General features: G+C 63.3%; 13 protein-coding genes. 7 read left to right on the forward strand and 6 right to left on the reverse strand.

Annotated elements, in window-relative coordinates; all coding sequences use genetic code 11:
• The first annotated feature begins 119 nt into the window (after positions 1 to 119).
• Positions 120 to 1,514, forward strand: a complete 1,395-nt coding sequence (locus tag ACMGF8_RS27040; protein WP_416757854.1) for a class II fumarate hydratase — start codon at positions 120 to 122, stop codon at positions 1,512 to 1,514.
• 72 nt (positions 1,515 to 1,586) lie between these two features.
• On the opposite strand, the gene ACMGF8_RS27045 is transcribed toward ACMGF8_RS27040, so the two are convergent.
• The 3 genes from ACMGF8_RS27045 to pap all read right to left on the reverse strand — a co-directional run bounded on the left by ACMGF8_RS27045 (position 1,587) and on the right by pap (position 5,520).
• Complete coding sequence (locus ACMGF8_RS27045; RefSeq protein WP_102860834.1) at positions 1,587 to 2,546, reverse strand: DMT family transporter; 960 nt, start codon at positions 2,544 to 2,546, stop codon at positions 1,587 to 1,589.
• A 162-nt stretch (positions 2,547 to 2,708) separates the two neighbouring features.
• Positions 2,709 to 3,893: a thiolase family protein gene (locus ACMGF8_RS27050; protein ID WP_416757857.1), complete on the reverse strand. Its 1,185-nt coding sequence runs from the start codon at positions 3,891 to 3,893 to the stop codon at positions 2,709 to 2,711.
• A gap of 103 nt (positions 3,894 to 3,996) precedes the next feature.
• Complete coding sequence (gene pap, locus ACMGF8_RS27055) at positions 3,997 to 5,520, reverse strand: polyphosphate:AMP phosphotransferase (protein ID WP_102860832.1); 1,524 nt, start codon at positions 5,518 to 5,520, stop codon at positions 3,997 to 3,999.
• A 148-nt stretch (positions 5,521 to 5,668) separates the two neighbouring features.
• Between pap and mnmC the strand changes: the two genes are divergently transcribed.
• The 5 genes from mnmC (at position 5,669) to ACMGF8_RS27080 (ending at position 12,996) form a co-directional block, all read left to right on the forward strand.
• Positions 5,669 to 7,645 carry a bifunctional tRNA (5-methylaminomethyl-2-thiouridine)(34)-methyltransferase MnmD/FAD-dependent 5-carboxymethylaminomethyl-2-thiouridine(34) oxidoreductase MnmC gene (mnmC, locus tag ACMGF8_RS27060; RefSeq protein WP_416757859.1) on the forward strand — a complete coding sequence of 659 codons (1,977 nt, stop codon included), beginning with the start codon at positions 5,669 to 5,671 and terminating at the stop codon, positions 7,643 to 7,645.
• 203 nt (positions 7,646 to 7,848) lie between these two features.
• The gene (locus tag ACMGF8_RS27065; RefSeq protein WP_416757861.1) at positions 7,849 to 9,621 is read left to right on the forward strand and encodes an N-acetylglutaminylglutamine amidotransferase; all 1,773 of its coding nucleotides are present in this window, start codon (positions 7,849 to 7,851) and stop codon (positions 9,619 to 9,621) included.
• Between the two features lie 3 nt (positions 9,622 to 9,624).
• Positions 9,625 to 11,370, forward strand: a complete 1,746-nt coding sequence (ngg, locus tag ACMGF8_RS27070) for an N-acetylglutaminylglutamine synthetase (RefSeq protein ID WP_102860829.1) — start codon at positions 9,625 to 9,627, stop codon at positions 11,368 to 11,370.
• Positions 11,371 to 11,497: 127 nt separating this feature from the next.
• Positions 11,498 to 12,682 carry an osmoprotectant NAGGN system M42 family peptidase gene (locus ACMGF8_RS27075; protein WP_115580662.1) on the forward strand — a complete coding sequence of 395 codons (1,185 nt, stop codon included), beginning with the start codon at positions 11,498 to 11,500 and terminating at the stop codon, positions 12,680 to 12,682.
• 86 nt (positions 12,683 to 12,768) lie between these two features.
• Positions 12,769 to 12,996 (forward strand): YheU family protein, encoded by a 228-nt coding sequence (locus ACMGF8_RS27080; protein ID WP_025127101.1) that lies wholly within the window; start codon positions 12,769 to 12,771, stop codon positions 12,994 to 12,996.
• A gap of 35 nt (positions 12,997 to 13,031) precedes the next feature.
• On the opposite strand, the gene ACMGF8_RS27085 is transcribed toward ACMGF8_RS27080, so the two are convergent.
• Positions 13,032 to 13,364, reverse strand: coding sequence for a YnfA family protein (locus ACMGF8_RS27085; RefSeq protein ID WP_102860827.1), 333 nt, complete (start codon positions 13,362 to 13,364; stop codon positions 13,032 to 13,034).
• Positions 13,365 to 13,428: 64 nt separating this feature from the next.
• Positions 13,429 to 14,244, reverse strand: coding sequence for an SDR family oxidoreductase (locus tag ACMGF8_RS27090; RefSeq protein WP_102860826.1), 816 nt, complete (start codon positions 14,242 to 14,244; stop codon positions 13,429 to 13,431).
• Positions 14,245 to 14,540: 296 nt separating this feature from the next.
• Between ACMGF8_RS27090 and ACMGF8_RS27095 the strand changes: the two genes are divergently transcribed.
• Positions 14,541 to 14,693, forward strand: coding sequence for a DUF3309 family protein (locus ACMGF8_RS27095; protein ID WP_007945780.1), 153 nt, complete (start codon positions 14,541 to 14,543; stop codon positions 14,691 to 14,693).
• Positions 14,694 to 14,792: 99 nt separating this feature from the next.
• Here the strand turns inward: ACMGF8_RS27095 and ACMGF8_RS27100 are convergent, their stop codons facing one another.
• The gene (locus ACMGF8_RS27100) at positions 14,793 to 15,758 is read right to left on the reverse strand and encodes a fimbrial protein (RefSeq protein WP_060844319.1); all 966 of its coding nucleotides are present in this window, start codon (positions 15,756 to 15,758) and stop codon (positions 14,793 to 14,795) included.
• Positions 15,759 to 15,760 lie beyond the last annotated feature (2 nt).

A 15,760-nucleotide genomic window follows, 5' to 3' on the forward strand; every position in this document is an offset into this window, starting at 1 on the left:
AACCCCACCCCCTGGCGCCCCCTGGTTTTGCCCGGGCGGCGGGCGGAAAACCCCTTCCACGGAACCCGAGCCGCAGATCAGGGCCTAAACTGGCCAGTCAGACTTGGAGGAATGCCACGATGAATCGAATCGAAACCGACAGCCTGGGCCAGGTTGAAGTCCCGGAACAAGCCTATTGGGGCGCACAGACCCAACGTTCGCTGGTCAATTTCGCCATCGGCAACGAGCGCATGCCTCTATCCGTGCTGCATGCCCTGGCCCTGATCAAGAAAGCCGCCGCCCGAGTCAACAATCGCAATGGCGACCTGCCCGCCGACATTGCCCGACTGATCGAACAGGCCGCCGACGAAGTACTGGCTGGCGAGCATGACGACCAGTTTCCCCTGGTGGTGTGGCAGACCGGCAGCGGCACCCAGAGCAACATGAACGTCAATGAGGTGCTGGCCGGCCGGGCCAACGAACTGGCGGGCAACCCACGCGGCGGCAAGTCCCCGGTACACCCCAACGATCACGTCAACCGCTCGCAAAGTTCCAACGACTGCTTCCCGACCGCCATGCACATCGCAGCAGCCCAGGCCGTGCAGTTCCAGTTGCTGCCAGCGATCAGCGAACTGTCCGGTGGCCTGGCCGAGCTGTCGGCCCGGCACATGAAGCTGGTGAAAACCGGCCGCACCCACATGATGGATGCCACCCCGATCACCTTTGGCCAGGAAATCTCTGCCTTTATCGCCCAACTGGGATACGCCGAACGAGCCATCCGCAGCGCCTTGCCTGCGGTGTGCGAGCTGGCCCAGGGCGGTACTGCCGTGGGCACCGGACTGAACTCGCCCCACGGTTTTGGTGAAGCCATCGCCGCCGAACTGGCCGCCCTTTCCGGCCTGCCCTTCGTCACCGCCCCCAACAAATTCGCCGCCCTGGCCGGCCACGAGCCGCTGACCACGCTGTCCGGCGCGCTGAAAACCCTCGCCGTGTGCCTGATGAAAATCGCCAACGACCTGCGCCTGCTGGGCTCTGGCCCGCGAGCGGGACTGGCGGAGGTCAAGCTGCCGGCCAACGAGCCGGGCAGCTCGATCATGCCCGGCAAGGTCAACCCAACCCAATGCGAAGCCCTATCGATGCTGGCTTGCCAGGTGATGGGCAACGACGTGGCAATCGGCTTTGCCGCCAGCCAGGGCCATCTGCAACTGAACGTGTTCAAGCCGGTGATCATTCACAACCTGCTGCAATCGATCCGCCTGCTGGCCGATGGCTGCAGCAACTTCCAGCAGCACTGCATCGCCGGGCTGGAGCCCGATCCCCAACAGATGGCCGAGCACCTGGAACGAGGCCTGATGCTGGTGACCGCGCTCAATCCCCACATCGGCTACGACAAGTCCGCCGAAATCGCCAAGAAGGCCTATGCCGAGAACCTGACCCTCAGGGAAGCGGCGTTGGCCCTGGGGTACCTGACGGATGAGCAGTTCGATGCCTGGGTGCGACCGGAAAACATGCTGGAGGCTGGAATACAGGGTTAGCGCAGCGTCTTTTTCGCTGGCAAGCCAGCTCCTACCGCCACACTTCTGTAGGAGCTGGCTTGCCAGCGAAACTCACCCCGCAGCGATCCGCTGCCGTCGGGCGCGCAACCCCGCCATCAGCGACGGCCCCAACGCCGTCAAGGCCGACCCCAGTACCACCAGCAGCGCCCCGCCATAACCCAGGCCATTGATCTGTTCGGCGTGTACATACTCTGGCCAGAGCCAGGCCGCCCAGGCCACCGCGGCAAAGGTCACCAGGGGCGTGATTGCCAGAGTCGCACTGACCCGCGACGCCTCCCAATGGGCCAGGGCTTCGGCAAAGGCGCCATAGGCGATCAGGGTATTCAGGCAACAAGCCAACAACAGCCAGCCCTGCAACGGGCTCAGTTCCAAGGCTTCCAGCGGATGCGCCCAAGGCGTCAGAAGCAAGGCACAGAACAGGTAGATCACCATCATCACCTGCAAGGAATTCCACACGCTCAACAATTGCTTCTGGCCCAGGGCATAAAAAGTCCAGACCGCCGAAGCCGCGAGAATGGTCAGAACTCCGGCGGTGTAGTCACTCAGGGAGGTCAGCAGCTCGGTCAGGCGCTGATTGAAGAACAGCCCGAAACCGAGCAACAGCACCAGCAGTCCCAGGCCCTGCCCCAGACTGAAGCGCTCCTTGAACACAAAGACACTGGCGATCAGCAACAGGATCGGGCCCATCTGCACCACCAGTTGCGCCGTGCCCGGGCTCAGCAGGTTCAGGCCCATCAGGTACAACACATAGTTGCCCACCAGCCCCAAGACCGAAATCGGCACCAGCCACACACCCTTGGGACCGAGCGCGCGCCAACGCGGCAAACGCCCCACCGCCGCCAGATAGAAAAACAGACAGCCGCCGGACACCAGCAGGCGAAACCAGGTCACGGTCACCGGGTCCATCACCAGCAGCACTTGCTTGAGCTTGATGGGCAGGATGCCCCACAACAACGCGGTCAATAAGGCGAGGAACAAGCCATAAACCCAACGACCGGACGAGACATGCATGCGACCCCCACAAAGCCTGACGAGCAAGGTCCACATTCTAGGCCCGGGCCAGGGGCCGACACAGAGACAGTTGGCAGCAAAGCGCAAACACGATTGTGCCGGTCGTAAACAGCACAAGCCGTCCCCCACAGGGGCCGGCTTGGTCGGTGATGCACTAGAAACCTAACGGACTGCCTCAAACAACCCGGTGGCGCCCATGCCGCCCCCCACGCACATGGTGACGATGCCATACCGCAGGTTGCGCCGCTGCAACTCACGCACCAGATGCCCCACCTGACGGGAACCGGTCATGCCAAACGGGTGGCCAATGGCAATCGAACCGCCATTGACGTTGTACTTGGCGTTATCGATCTCCAGCCGGTCGCGGGCATACAGGCACTGGGACGCAAAGGCCTCATTGAGTTCCCACAGGTCGATGTCATCCACCGTCAGCCCCTTGACCTTGAGCAGCTTGGGCACCGAGAACACCGGGCCGATACCCATTTCATCAGGCTCGCAGCCGGCCACGGTAAAGCCGCGGAAGAACGCCTTGGGCTTGAGTCCCAGGGCCAGGGCCCGCTCCAGGCTCATCACCAGGGTCATCGAGGCACCATCGGACAGCTGCGAAGAGTTGCCCGCAGTGACCGAACCATCCTCGGCAAACACCGGCTTGAGCGCTGCGAGATTCTCCAGAGTGGTATCGGGGCGGTTGCAGTCGTCACGATCCACCACGCCGTCAACCATCTGCACCTGTCCGGTGTTCTTGTCCTCGACCTTGTACTTGACCGTCATCGGCACAATCTCGTCGCTGAACAGGCCATCAGCCTGGGCCTGGGCGGTACGTTGCTGGCTTTGCAGGGAGTAGAGGTCCTGGGCCTCGCGGCTGACGTTGTAGCGCCGGGCGACCACTTCGGCGGTCTGGCCCATGGGGAAGTAGATGCCCGGCACCTGCTCCTTGAGCAGCGGGTTGATCAGGTTGTCGGTATTGACGCTCTTCATGGTCAGGCTGATGGACTCGACGCCACCGGCGACGATGATGTCGCTGCAGCCGGAGGCGATCTGGTTGGCGGCGATGGCGATCGCCTGCAGGCCTGAAGAACAGAATCGGTTGAGGGTCATGCCCGCGGTGCCAGTGCCCAGAGCCGAGAGCACGGCAACGTTGCGACCGATATTGAAACCCTGGGCGCCTTCATTGGAGCCGGCGCCGACGATGCAGTCCTCGACACTGGCCGGGTCGATGCCGTTGCGGGCGAGCAGCGCATTGACGCAGTGAGCGGCCATGTCATCCGGACGGGTCTGGTTGAACTTGCCGCGAAAGGACTTGGCCAGGCCAGTCCGCACGCTGTCGACGATCACCACTTCACGCATGACGCACCTCACTGTTGTTGGCGGCAGGAAAGAGCATCGAGCATAGATCCCCCTCCTCGCCCACCGCGACAATCATTCACTGGGCGTATGCGCGACCATCGGTCTACTTCTTGTCCTTCTTCTGTTTCTTGTCGTGCTTGTCGGAACGCTCGAACGCGGTCTCCAGGGCCCGATTGATGGTGCGCAGGACCTTGACCCGTGCCCAGCGCTTGTCGTTGGCCTCCACCAGCGTCCAGGGCGCCACTTCGGTGCTGGTCCGGTCCACCATGTCGCCGACAGCGGCACGATAGTCACCCCACTTGTCGCGGTTGCGCCAATCGTCCTCGGTGATCTTGAAGCGCTTGAAGGGAATCGCCTCCCGTGCCTGGAAGCGCTCCAGTTGGGTGTCCTTGTCGATGGCCAGCCAGAACTTCACCACGATCACCCGGGCATCGGCCAACTGCTCTTCGAAGTCGTTGATCTCGCTGTAGGCCCGCAGCCAGTCAGTGGGCTGACAGAAGCCCTCGACCCGCTCCACCAGCACCCGGCCGTACCAGGAGCGGTCGAAGATGGTGAACTTGCCGCGCGCCGGAATATGCCGCCAGAAACGCCAGAGGTAAGGCTGCGCCCGTTCATCTTCAGTGGGCGCGGCAATCGGCACGATGCTGTACTGGCGCGGGTCGAGCGCCGCCGCGACGCGGCGAATGGCGCCGCCCTTGCCGGCCGCGTCGTTGCCTTCGAACACTGCCACCAGGGCATGCTTGCGCATGCGCTTGTCCCGCAGCAAACCGGCCAGACGCGCCTGCTCGGTAATCAACTGTTCCTCGTAGTCATCCTTGTCCAGGTGCTGGGTCATGTCCAGGCTGTCCAGCAGACTCAGTTGATCCACCGCTGTCGGCAACGGCGCGGCGTTGACCTGGGTCGACTTCAATGGCTGACGGCTCAAGGCATTCTGCAATCCTTCCAACAGAATCCGGCCCACAGTGAGGCTGCGGTAATGCGGATCGACGCCCTCGATCACATGCCAGGGCGCGTAGTCACGACTGGTGCGGCGCAACACCCGCTCGCCGTACTTGACGAACTTGTCGTAGGTTTGCGACTGCTGCCAGTCCAGCGGGCTGATGCGCCAGCTGTGCAGCGGGTCATCCTGCAAGGACTTGAGGCGGTCCTTCATCTGTTTCTTGGACAGGTGAAACCAGAACTTGAAGATCAACGCGCCTTCATCGCAGAGCATCTTTTCCAGGCGTTCGGCGCCATTGATTGCCTGGTCCAGGCGCGGGTCCTTGATCTGGCCATGCACCCGGCCCTGGAGCATCTGGCTGTACCAGTTGCCGAAAAACACCCCCATGCGCCCCTTGGCCGGAAGCATCCGCCAGTAACGCCAGGCCGGTGGCCGGGACAGTTCCTCGTCGGTCTGCTGGTCGAAGGTGCGCACCTCGATCAGCCGCGGGTCCATCCATTCGTTGAGCAGCTTGACCGTCTCGCCCTTGCCCGCGCCCTCGATACCATTGATCAGCACGATCACTGGAAACTTGGCCTTCTGCCGTAGCTCGAACTGGGCTTCGAGCAAGGCCTCGCGCAGGGCCGGCACCTCGGCATCGTAGGTTTCTTTGTCGATGGCGTGACCGATTTCAGCGGATTCGAACATGGGTGGCTCCCTTCCAAGAATTGTCCAAGACTAGCGGATGGACCTGCGCCAAGGAAAACAAATCCCTGAACCCGCCGCGGCTTGCCGTGGATCAGGCACGGGGCCGGTGATCGGCTAGAATGGCCGCCTTGCGCCAAACGAGCCGAACATGACACCTGAACTGCCCCACGCCCAGCTCGACTGGGACGACCAAGGACGCCCGCGCTCGCGGGTCTTCGATGATGTGTACTTCTCCAGCGACTCGGGCCTGGATGAAACCCGCCATGTGTTCATCGAACAGAACCGCCTGCGGGAGCGCTTTGCCGCGCTCGAGGCAGGCGAAAAATTTGTCATCGGTGAAACCGGCTTCGGCACCGGGCTGAATTTTCTCTGCGCCTGGCAGTTGTTCCAGGAGCAGGCGCCGGCCACTGCCCGGCTGCATTTCGTCAGCGTGGAAAAGTACCCCCTGAGTCCGGCCGACCTGCAACGGGCCCTGGCCCTGTGGCCGGAACTGGCGGACCTGAGCCAACCGCTGCTCAAGCACTACGTCGCCGTGCACGCTGGCTTCCAGCGCATCGTGCTGGACGATGGCCGGGTCACCCTGACCCTGCTGATCGGCGATGCCCTGGAGCAACTGCCGCAACTGGACGCCCAGATCGACGCCTGGTTTCTCGACGGCTTCGCCCCGGCAAAGAACCCCGACATGTGGACCCCGGAACTGTTCGCAGAACTGGCGCGCCTGGCGGCGCCGGGCTCCACCCTCAGCACCTTCACCAGCACCGGCTGGGTACGCCGCCTGTTGAACGCGGCGGGCTTCAAGATGAAGCGCACCCCGGGCATCGGTCGCAAATGGGAAGTGCTGCGCGGCGACTTCCTCGGCTGGCCGGAAGACACGCCGCCGCCAGCCCGAGCCAAGCCTTGGTTCGCCCGCCCGCCGGTCCAGGCCAAAACCGCGCTGGTGATCGGCGGCGGGCTGGCCGGTTGCGCCAGCGCCGCCAGCCTCGCTGCCCGCGGTTGGCAGGTGCAATTACTGGAACGCCATGAGCAACTGGCCCAGGAAGCCTCGGGCAATCCGCAAGGGGTGCTTTACCTCAAGCTTTCAGCCCACGGCACAGCACTGTCGCAGATGATCCTCAGTGGCTTCGGCTACACCCGACGCCAACTGGAACACCTGCAACGCGGCCAGGACTGGGACGCTTGCGGAGTGCTGCAACTGGCGTTCAATCCCAAGGAGGCCGAACGCCAGGCGCAGTTGGCCGCGGCCTTCCCCACCGACCTGCTGCGGCGGCTGGATCAGCCAGAGGCCCAGGCCCTGGCCGGCATCGGCCTGGACCACGGCGGCCTGTTCTATCCCGAAGGTGGCTGGGTGCATCCGCCCGCCCTGTGCCAGTGGCAGGCCAAGCATCCGCAGATCCGGCTCCTGACTCATCAGGACGTGCTGGAGTTACGCCGGGTCGACCAGCAATGGCAAGCCTGGGACGGCGAACGGATGCTGGCCAGCGCAGCGGTGGTGATCCTTGCCGGTGCCGCCGAAATCAAACGCTTCCCGGCCAGCGCCGAATTGCCCCTCAAACGTATTCGCGGGCAGATCACCCGCTTGCCACAAACCGAGCACAGTCAGAGCCTGGCCACCGTGGTCTGCGCCGAGGGTTACGTCGCTCCGCCGCGACTGGGCGAGCACACCCTGGGCGCCAGCTTCGACTTCAAGAACCAGGACCTGACGCCGAGCACTGCCGAACATGCCGGTAACCTTGCGATGCTGCGGGAAATTTCCAGCGACCTGCTGCAACGCCTGAACGCTGAACAGTTACCCCTGGACCGCCTGCAAGGTCGCGCGGCCTTCCGCTGTACCAGCCCGGACTACCTGCCCATCGTCGGTCCTCTGGCGGACCCGGAAGCGTTCGCCGACACCTACGCCGCCCTGGGCAAGGACGCGCGCCAGGTGCCGGACCTGCCCTGCCCCTGGCTCGACGGCCTGTACATCAACAGCGGTCATGGTTCTCGCGGGCTGATCACCGCGCCGCTGTCAGGCGAACTGCTGGCCGCCTGGCTGGAAAACGAGCCGCTGCCACTGCCCAGGAGCGTGGCCGAAGCCTGCCATCCCAATCGCTTCGCCCTGCGTCGCCTGATTCGCGGCCAGGCCTGAAGCAGAGCGGCGGCGCTGATTTTTCAGCGCCGCCCATGACCGCTAGCCAGCACGACCGACTCCATCCAACAGCCCGCCCTCGCTCAACTGCTTATAACCGATTGATCTAAAACTCCCGAGTTATGCACAGGTCAGTTTCCAGGTAGCCGCCCTTTTGGCGACTGCAGATTGACTCTCCCCAACGGAAAAACCGGTAAGGACTTATGTGCGGATTAGCTGGCGAATTACGCTTTGATCATCAACCTGCCGACCTGGCAGCGGTTGAACGAATCACTCATCACCTGGCCCCCCGTGGCCCCGACGCCTGGGGCTTTCACAGCCAGGGCCCGATCGCCCTCGGCCATCGGCGGTTGAAAATCATGGACCTGTCGGATGGCTCGGCGCAGCCCATGATCGACAACCAGCTGGGGCTGTCCCTGGCCTTCAACGGCGCGATCTACAACTTCCCCGAACTGCGCGCCGAACTGGAAGCCCAGGGCTATGCCTTCCATTCCGGCGGTGACACCGAAGTGCTGCTCAAGGGCTACCACGCCTGGGGCGCCGACCTGCTGCCCAAGCTCAACGGCATGTTCGCCTTCGCCATCTGGGAGCGCGATGCCCAGCGCCTGTTCATCGCCCGCGACCGCCTCGGGGTCAAGCCTTTGTACCTGTCGCGCACCGGCCAGCGGCTGCGCTTCGCCTCAGCCCTGCCGGCCTTGCTCAAGGGCGGCGACATCAACCCGATCCTCGACCCGGTGGCGCTCAATCACTACCTGAACTTCCACGCCGTGGTGCCGGCGCCACGCACCTTGCTGGCGGGCATCGAGAAACTGCCACCGGCCACCTGGATGCGCATCGAAGCCGACGGCCGCAGCGAACAGCAGACCTGGTGGTCCCTGCCCTACGGCACCCGTGCCGACGAAGCCCGGCTGACGCTGGAAGACTGGACTGACCGAGTGCTCGAAAGCACCCGCGAGGCGGTGGCCATCCGGCAACGGGCGGCGGTGGATGTCGGCGTGCTGCTGTCCGGCGGTGTCGATTCCAGCCTGCTGGTAGGCCTGCTGCGGGAAGTCGGGGTAGACGACCTGTCGACCTTCTCCATCGGCTTCGAGGATGCCGGCGGCGAACGCGGCGACGAGTTCCAGTACTCGGACCTGATTGCCCGCCACTACGGCACCCGGCATCACCAGTTGCGCATCGACGAGGGCGAGATCATCGACCAGTTGCCGGCGGCGTTCCGCGCCATGAGCGAACCGATGGTCAGCCACGATTGCATCGCCTTCTATTTGTTGTCCCGAGAAGTGGCCAAGCACTGCAAGGTGGTGCAAAGCGGCCAGGGCGCCGACGAACTGTTCGCCGGCTACCACTGGTACCCGCAGGTAGACGGCGCCAGCGACCCGTATGCCGCCTACCGTGCGGCCTTCTTCGATCGCAGCTACGACGACTACGCGGCCACCGTGCAGCCACAATGGCTGACGGCACACGACGCCGCCGGCGACTTCGTCCGCGAGCATTTCGCCCAACCCGGCGCCGACGCGCCTGTGGACAAGGCCCTGCGCCTGGACAGCACGGTGATGCTGGTGGATGACCCGGTCAAACGTGTGGATAACATGACCATGGCCTGGGGCCTGGAGGCGCGCACGCCGTTCCTCGACTACCGCCTGGTGGAGCTGTCGGCCCGGGTGCCGGCGCGCTTCAAGCTGCCGGACGGTGGCAAGCAGGTGCTCAAGGAAGCGGCGCGGCGGGTGATCCCCAGCGCGGTCATCGACCGCAAGAAAGGCTACTTCCCGGTGCCGGGCCTCAAGCATTTGCAAGGCGACACCCTGAACTGGGTGCGTGAACTGCTGCTGGACCCGAGCCAGGATCGCGGCCTGTTCAACCCGGCCATGCTCAATCGCCTGCTGACCGATCCCCAGGGCCAACTGACGCCCCTGCGCGGCTCCAAGCTGTGGCAACTGGCGGCCTTGAACCTGTGGCTCAGCGAACAAGGAATCTGACCGATGAAAGCTCACGCCACGGCTTACAGCCAACGCCTGCTGCGCGGCCAGGCGCCGTCCTATGAACGTCTGCAAGCGCGCTTTGCCGAAGACGGCAGCGAACCCGGCAATGAACCCATCGCCGTGCATTGCGGCTGGGGCCGACTGCTGATCGGCCATACCTTTCCCAACCCCACCCGCCTCGCCGAGGAGTTGCTCAACGAGCGTCCCGGCGAGCGCGACATCGCTCTGTATGTGGCGGCGCCGCAACAGGTGCTCGGGCTGGAACCGGCGCAACTGTTCCTTGACCCTTCCGACACCCTGCGTCTGTGGTTCAGCGACTATCGCCAGGCCACCCGGGTGTTTCGCGGCTTCCGTATCCGTCGGGCCCAGAGCGAATCGGACTGGCAGGCCATCAATCAGCTGTATCAGGCCCGGGCCATGCTGCCCATCAATCCGAAGCTGCTGACTCCGCGCCATCAGGGCGGTCCGGTGTACTGGCTGGCCGAGGACGAAGACAGCGGCGCGGTGATCGGTAGCGTCATGGGCCTGAACCACCACAAGGCCTACCAGGACCCGGAGCACGGCAGCAGCCTTTGGTGCCTGGCGGTGGACCCCGATTGCAGCCGCCCGGGCGTGGGCGAAGTGCTGGTGCGGCATCTGATCGAACACTTCATGAGCCGCGGCCTGAGCTATCTGGACCTGTCGGTGCTGCACGACAACCGCCAGGCCAAGAACCTCTACGCCAAGCTGGGCTTTCGCACCCTGTCGACCTTTGCCATCAAGCGCAAGAACGGCATCAACCAGCCGCTGTTCCTCGGCCCCGGGCCCCAGGCGGACTTCAACCCCTATGCACGGATCATCGTCGAGGAGGCCCATCGCCGTGGCATCGATGTCCAGGTGGATGACGCCGACGCCGGGCTGTTCACCCTCAGCCACGGCGGGCGCCGGGTGCGCTGCCGGGAATCCCTGAGCGACCTGACCAGTGCCATCAGCATGAGCCTGTGCCAGGACAAGAGCCTGACCCACAAGGTGCTCAAAGAGGCCGGCCTGAAGCTGCCCGCCCAGCAATTGGCGGGCAACGCCGACGACAACCTGGAGTTTCTCGACGAGCACCAGCGGGTGGTGGTCAAGCCGTTGGACGGAGAACAGGGACAAGGCGTGGCCGTGGATCTGAGCACGATTGAAGAGGTGCAGCGCGCCATCGACCAGGCCCGCCGCTTTGACAGCCGAGTGTTACTGGAAAGCTTCCACGAAGGGCTGGACCTGCGCATCCTGGTGATCGGCTTTGAAGTGGTGGCCGCGGCCATCCGCCGTCCCGCCGAGATCATCGGCGACGGTCGGCATTCCATTGGTGCCTTGATCGAGGCCCGCAGCCGCCGACGCCAGGCTGCCACCGGCGGCGAAAGCAAGATCCCCCTGGACGCGGAAACCCAGCGCACCCTGCATGCCGCCGGTTACGACTACAACAGCGTGCTGCCGGCCGGCGAGCGGCTGTTCGTCCGGCGCACCGCCAACCTGCACACCGGCGGCACCCTGGAAGACGTCACCGGCATTCTCCATCCGACCCTGGCCGACGCCGCCATCCGCGCGGCCCGGGCCCTGGACATTCCGGTGGTCGGCCTGGACCTGCTGGTGCCGGCAGCAGACCAGCCGGACTACGTGTTCATCGAAGCCAACGAACGCGCCGGGCTGGCCAACCACGAACCGCAGCCCACCGCCGAGCGCTTTATCGATCTGCTGTTTCCCCACAGCCAACCGGCGCCTTGATCCTTCGACGGCCAGCCGGCTCCTGCCCCATTGGTAGGAGCTGGCTCGCCCGCGAAGGCGCCCCCCCAGGCCCTCCATCCACGCCCTCATCGAAACCATCGATGGCCTTTTTTCATCAGGAGTTTCCATGACCCGCCCGATTCCCCAACCGGACCTCGCCTACCTGCAGAAAGTCCTCCTGGAAATGCTCGCCATTCCCAGCCCCACCGGCTTTACCGACACCATCGTGCGCTACGTTGCCGAACGCCTGGAAGAACTGGGCATCCCCTTCGAACTGACCCGGCGCGGCACCATCCGCGCCACCCTCAAGGGCCAGAAGAACAGCCCCGACCGGGCCGTCTCGGCGCACCTGGACACCATCGGCGCCAGCGTCCGTGCGGTGAAGGACAACGGCCGCCTGATCCTGGCACCCGTAGGCTGCTGGTCCAGCCGCTTTGCCGAGGGCAGCCGGGTCAGCCTGTTCACCGACAACGGCGTATTGCGCGGCAGCGTGCTGCCGTTGATGGCCTCCGGCCACGCCTTCAACACCGCGGTGGACGAGTTGCCCATCAGTTGGGACCACATCGAACTACGCCTGGACGCCTACTGCACCACCCGCGCCGATTGCGAATCCTTGGGTATAGGCGTGGGCGACTTTGTCGCCTTCGACCCGCTGCCGGAGTTCACCGAAAGCGGCCACATCAGCGCCCGGCACCTGGATGACAAGGCCGGTGTCGCCGCCCTGCTGGCAGCGCTCAAGGCCATCGTCGACAGCGGTGAAAGCTTGATGATCGACTGCCACCCGCTGTTCACCATCACCGAGGAAACCGGCAGCGGTGCGGCGGCGGCCCTGCCCTGGGACGTCAGCGAATTCGTCGGCATCGACATCGCCCCGGTCGCACCGGGCCAGCACTCCAGTGAGCACGCGGTGAGCGTGGCCATGCAGGACTCCGGCGGCCCTTACGACTATCACCTGTCCCGGCACCTGCTGCGTCTGGCCGCCGAGCACGAACTGCCGGTGCGCCGCGACCTGTTCCGCTACTACTTCAGCGACGCCCATTCGGCGGTCACCGCCGGCCATGACATTCGCACCGCCTTGCTGGCCTTCGGTTGCGACGCCACCCACGGCTACGAGCGCACCCATATAGACAGCCTGGCGGCGCTCAGCCGCTTGCTCAGCGCCTATATCCTCAGCCCACCGGTGTTCGCCAGCGATGCACAGCCGGCCCAGGGCTCCCTGGACCGTTTCAGTCATCAGCTGGAACACGACACACAGATGGAAAGCGACACTCGGGTGCCCTCGGTGGACAGCTTGGTGGGCAACAAGTCCTGAACCGCAACCCGGGGTTTGTGCGCGCTACAACTGGCGGCATACCCCCGGGCGCAGTAGCATCCGGGATTGTTTTTCGGAGGCCCCCCATGCTGATTCCCCACGACCAACTTGAAGTCGACACCCTGACCCGTCTGATCGAAGACTTCGTCACCCGCGAGGGCACCGATAACGGCGATGAGACGCCTCTGGAAACCCGCGTGCTGCGGGTTCGTCAGGCCCTGAGCAAGGGCCAGGCGGTGATCGTTTTCGATCCAGACAGCGAACAGTGCCAGTTGATGCTCAAGCACGACGTGCCCAAGGAGCTGTTCGACTGATGCCTGGACCGGCCCAAACCTTTGGGCCGGGATGCTCAACCGTTGGAAAAGCGCGGGCCGAACAGAATCACACTGGCCCCGATCACACACAGCAACAGCCCCAGCCAGTCCGAGCCCAGGGGCCGCACCCGCTCCACCACCGCCAGCCAGCCAATGGACGCAACGATGTAGATGCCACCGTAGGCGGCATAGGCGCGTCCGGCGTAAGTGGCTTCGACTTTGGTCAGCAGCAGGGCGAACAGGGTCAGGCTGATCAGGGCGGGAATCACCCACAAGGCGCTCTTGCCCTGGCGCAGCCACATCCAGAAGGCATAGCAGCCGGCGATTTCAAACAGCGCGGCGAGGAAGAACCACAGGTAATTGAGCATGCAAGGTCTCGTCAGGATTGCCAGGTGCCGGCAACCCTAACGAGGCCAAGGGGGTGGAGCAAGCTCAAGGAGCGCTCTGTTTGGCCTTGGCGCGCATCTTGTCGGCCATCAGGGTCATTTCGTCGTACAGCGCCTGAGGGTTCTGCTGCTTCAGGGCCCAGGCCATGCGTCCCTGCTCGTGGGGCAGGATCATGAACTGACCGGCGTTGACCTGGGTGTGGATGTAATCGGCAATCTGGGCGGCGGTAATCGGCGAGCTTTCCAGCAATTTGCCCACCTGGGCCTTCATGGCCGGGGTCGGACCACGGAAGGAATCCAGCAGGTTGGTCTGGAAGAACGACGGGCAGACCACGTGCACGCCGATTTCCTGCTGCGCCAGCTCGACCAGCAGGCTCTCGGACAGCGCCACCACGCCGGCCTTGGCCACGTTGTAGTTGCTCATCGCCGGGCCCTGCATCAAGGCGGCCATGGAGGCGATGTTGATGATCTTGCCCTTGCTCTGTTCCAGCAGCGGCAGAAAGGCCTTGCAGCCCTTGACCACGCCCATCAGGTTGATCGCGATCTGCCAGTCCCAATCCTCCAGGGACAGCTCGCTGAAGAAACCGCCCGAAGCCACACCGGCGTTGTTGACGATGATGTCGATGCCGCCGAACTTGACTTCGCAAGCCTGGGCAAAGGCGGTCAACTGGCTGTAATCACGCACATCGCAGCGCTGCACGAAGCCGTCGCCACCAGCTTCGCGGACCCGTTTCAGGGTTTCCTGCAGACCCGCTTCGCTGACATCGGACAAGGCCAGCCGCCAGCCATCGCGGGCCCAGCGCAAAGCGATTTCGCGACCCAGGCCGGAGCCCGCGCCAGTGATCATCATGCGATTGTGCATAAGAGTTGCCTTGTTGTTCCGGGGAAGATGGGCCGCAGTGTAGCGAAGGCCCCTGCGCCACCCACGCACCATCAGGCTGCTGAATGCCCCGGGCAAACCACTGGCCGGGTGCACGGTGCCGCGCGACCGATGACAGACGCAAAGGAAATAACCCGGGCAGCGCAATGCATTAAAAAATTTGGAATTATCTCGATAGGCGCAGAGTCGGATTTATTAAGCGCTTGGCTTTATTCATAAAGCCAAGTTGTCCTTGAACAACTGTGTTGTTCAACTCTATTCAATTCAAGGAAACCACCATGGGCACCATTCTGATCGTCATTCTGATTTTGCTGCTGATTGGCGGCCTGCCTGTATTCCCCCACTCCAGAAGTTGGGGTTATGGCCCTTCGGGAATCATCGGCGTCGTGCTGGTGGTGCTCTTGGTGTTATTGCTGCTGGGCAGGATTTGAATCAGCCAGACCGCTTTAGCGTGAACTGACTACTGAAACAGCCAGCGTCCTGACGACAGGACGCTGGGCAGGGTTCACAGACGAGTGAAGAACCCCCGTTCATTCATACATGAACGTAACCGTGGCGTTGGCCAGGACATCGCCTGCCGTTACTTCCGGACCGTACTGAAAATAAAAGACGGTGAGCGGGATACTCAGCAATTCGCCATCGACAGTGGTTTGCGAAGTCTTGAATTCAGTGCGGGTGCTGAGCTCTTGCAGAATCGGGCTGCTGGCATCACCTTGTACCAGGAACAGGCCCACGCCCTTGGCCATGCCCTTCCCCTCGCTATTTTTTAGAATATGCAGGTTGCTGTTGAGCCCGGTGATGTAATAGGCAACCTTGACGCCTTTGTCACACTCAAGATCGATCGCAAACGACTTGGGGCCGATCGGAGTGGCATCCGGCTTGAACTTGCCCAGTGGAACAGTGGGCATGGTGACCGTTTGCACCGGACGGGCGACAGTACACCCCCTGCTCTGAGCGGTGTAGGACACGTTATTGAACAAAATCTCATTGCTCAGTTGGTTGTGATAATAAATCCTGATCTTGTGATCGATAAACTTTCCCGAACTGATGGTGCCGGTCTTCACCAGTTCGAACTTGAACTTGTGCGGTGGTAAATAGGCGTTGGGGGTTATTCGACGCTCGAACCTGGGCCAGTCCATATAAACCCCTCCCTCGTTGTACCAGTAAATCCGCATGCCAATCCCAGGCACTCCCGTCTCATAGACATGTTCATAGGCGGTCTTGGTAGCGCCACCGACAAAGCCGTAGTCAAACCAGAGTCCATCGCCGTTGCAGTTCATGGTGGTTTTGCCCTGGTCTATCTCCTTGACCAGGATAGTGCTGCCCACCGGAATATCGCGCGGAGGCTTGAGCATGGCGAAATCGGCACTGGTGAAGTGCGTCGCCAATGGCTCTCCGATGCATTTATTGGCCCAAGCGTGACCGCCATGAATGGTGGCAAGCAGTAACCAAGCCATTAAGGACCATCGATTGTTGAGCAGGACTTTGATACTCATCC

The sequence above is a fragment of the Pseudomonas sp. BNK-7 genome (assembly GCF_048072025.1).
GTDB lineage: Bacteria > Pseudomonadota > Gammaproteobacteria > Pseudomonadales > Pseudomonadaceae > Aquipseudomonas > Aquipseudomonas danubii.

Coding starts and splice junctions, on each gene's coding strand:
- ngg (WP_102860829.1), top strand. CDS start 9,625: ATGAAAGCTCACGCCACGGCTTACAGCCAACGCCTGCTGCGCGGCCAG.
- ACMGF8_RS27050 (WP_416757857.1), bottom strand. CDS start 3,893: ATGCGTGAAGTGGTGATCGTCGACAGCGTGCGGACTGGCCTGGCCAAG.
- ACMGF8_RS27080 (WP_025127101.1), top strand. CDS start 12,769: ATGCTGATTCCCCACGACCAACTTGAAGTCGACACCCTGACCCGTCTG.
- ACMGF8_RS27090 (WP_102860826.1), bottom strand. CDS start 14,244: ATGCACAATCGCATGATGATCACTGGCGCGGGCTCCGGCCTGGGTCGC.
- mnmC (WP_416757859.1), top strand. CDS start 5,669: ATGACACCTGAACTGCCCCACGCCCAGCTCGACTGGGACGACCAAGGA.
- ACMGF8_RS27085 (WP_102860827.1), bottom strand. CDS start 13,364: ATGCTCAATTACCTGTGGTTCTTCCTCGCCGCGCTGTTTGAAATCGCC.
- ACMGF8_RS27100 (WP_060844319.1), bottom strand. CDS start 15,758: ATGAGTATCAAAGTCCTGCTCAACAATCGATGGTCCTTAATGGCTTGG.
- ACMGF8_RS27065 (WP_416757861.1), top strand. CDS start 7,849: ATGTGCGGATTAGCTGGCGAATTACGCTTTGATCATCAACCTGCCGAC.
- ACMGF8_RS27040 (WP_416757854.1), top strand. CDS start 120: ATGAATCGAATCGAAACCGACAGCCTGGGCCAGGTTGAAGTCCCGGAA.
- pap (WP_102860832.1), bottom strand. CDS start 5,520: ATGTTCGAATCCGCTGAAATCGGTCACGCCATCGACAAAGAAACCTAC.
- ACMGF8_RS27045 (WP_102860834.1), bottom strand. CDS start 2,546: ATGCATGTCTCGTCCGGTCGTTGGGTTTATGGCTTGTTCCTCGCCTTA.
- ACMGF8_RS27075 (WP_115580662.1), top strand. CDS start 11,498: ATGACCCGCCCGATTCCCCAACCGGACCTCGCCTACCTGCAGAAAGTC.
- ACMGF8_RS27095 (WP_007945780.1), top strand. CDS start 14,541: ATGGGCACCATTCTGATCGTCATTCTGATTTTGCTGCTGATTGGCGGC.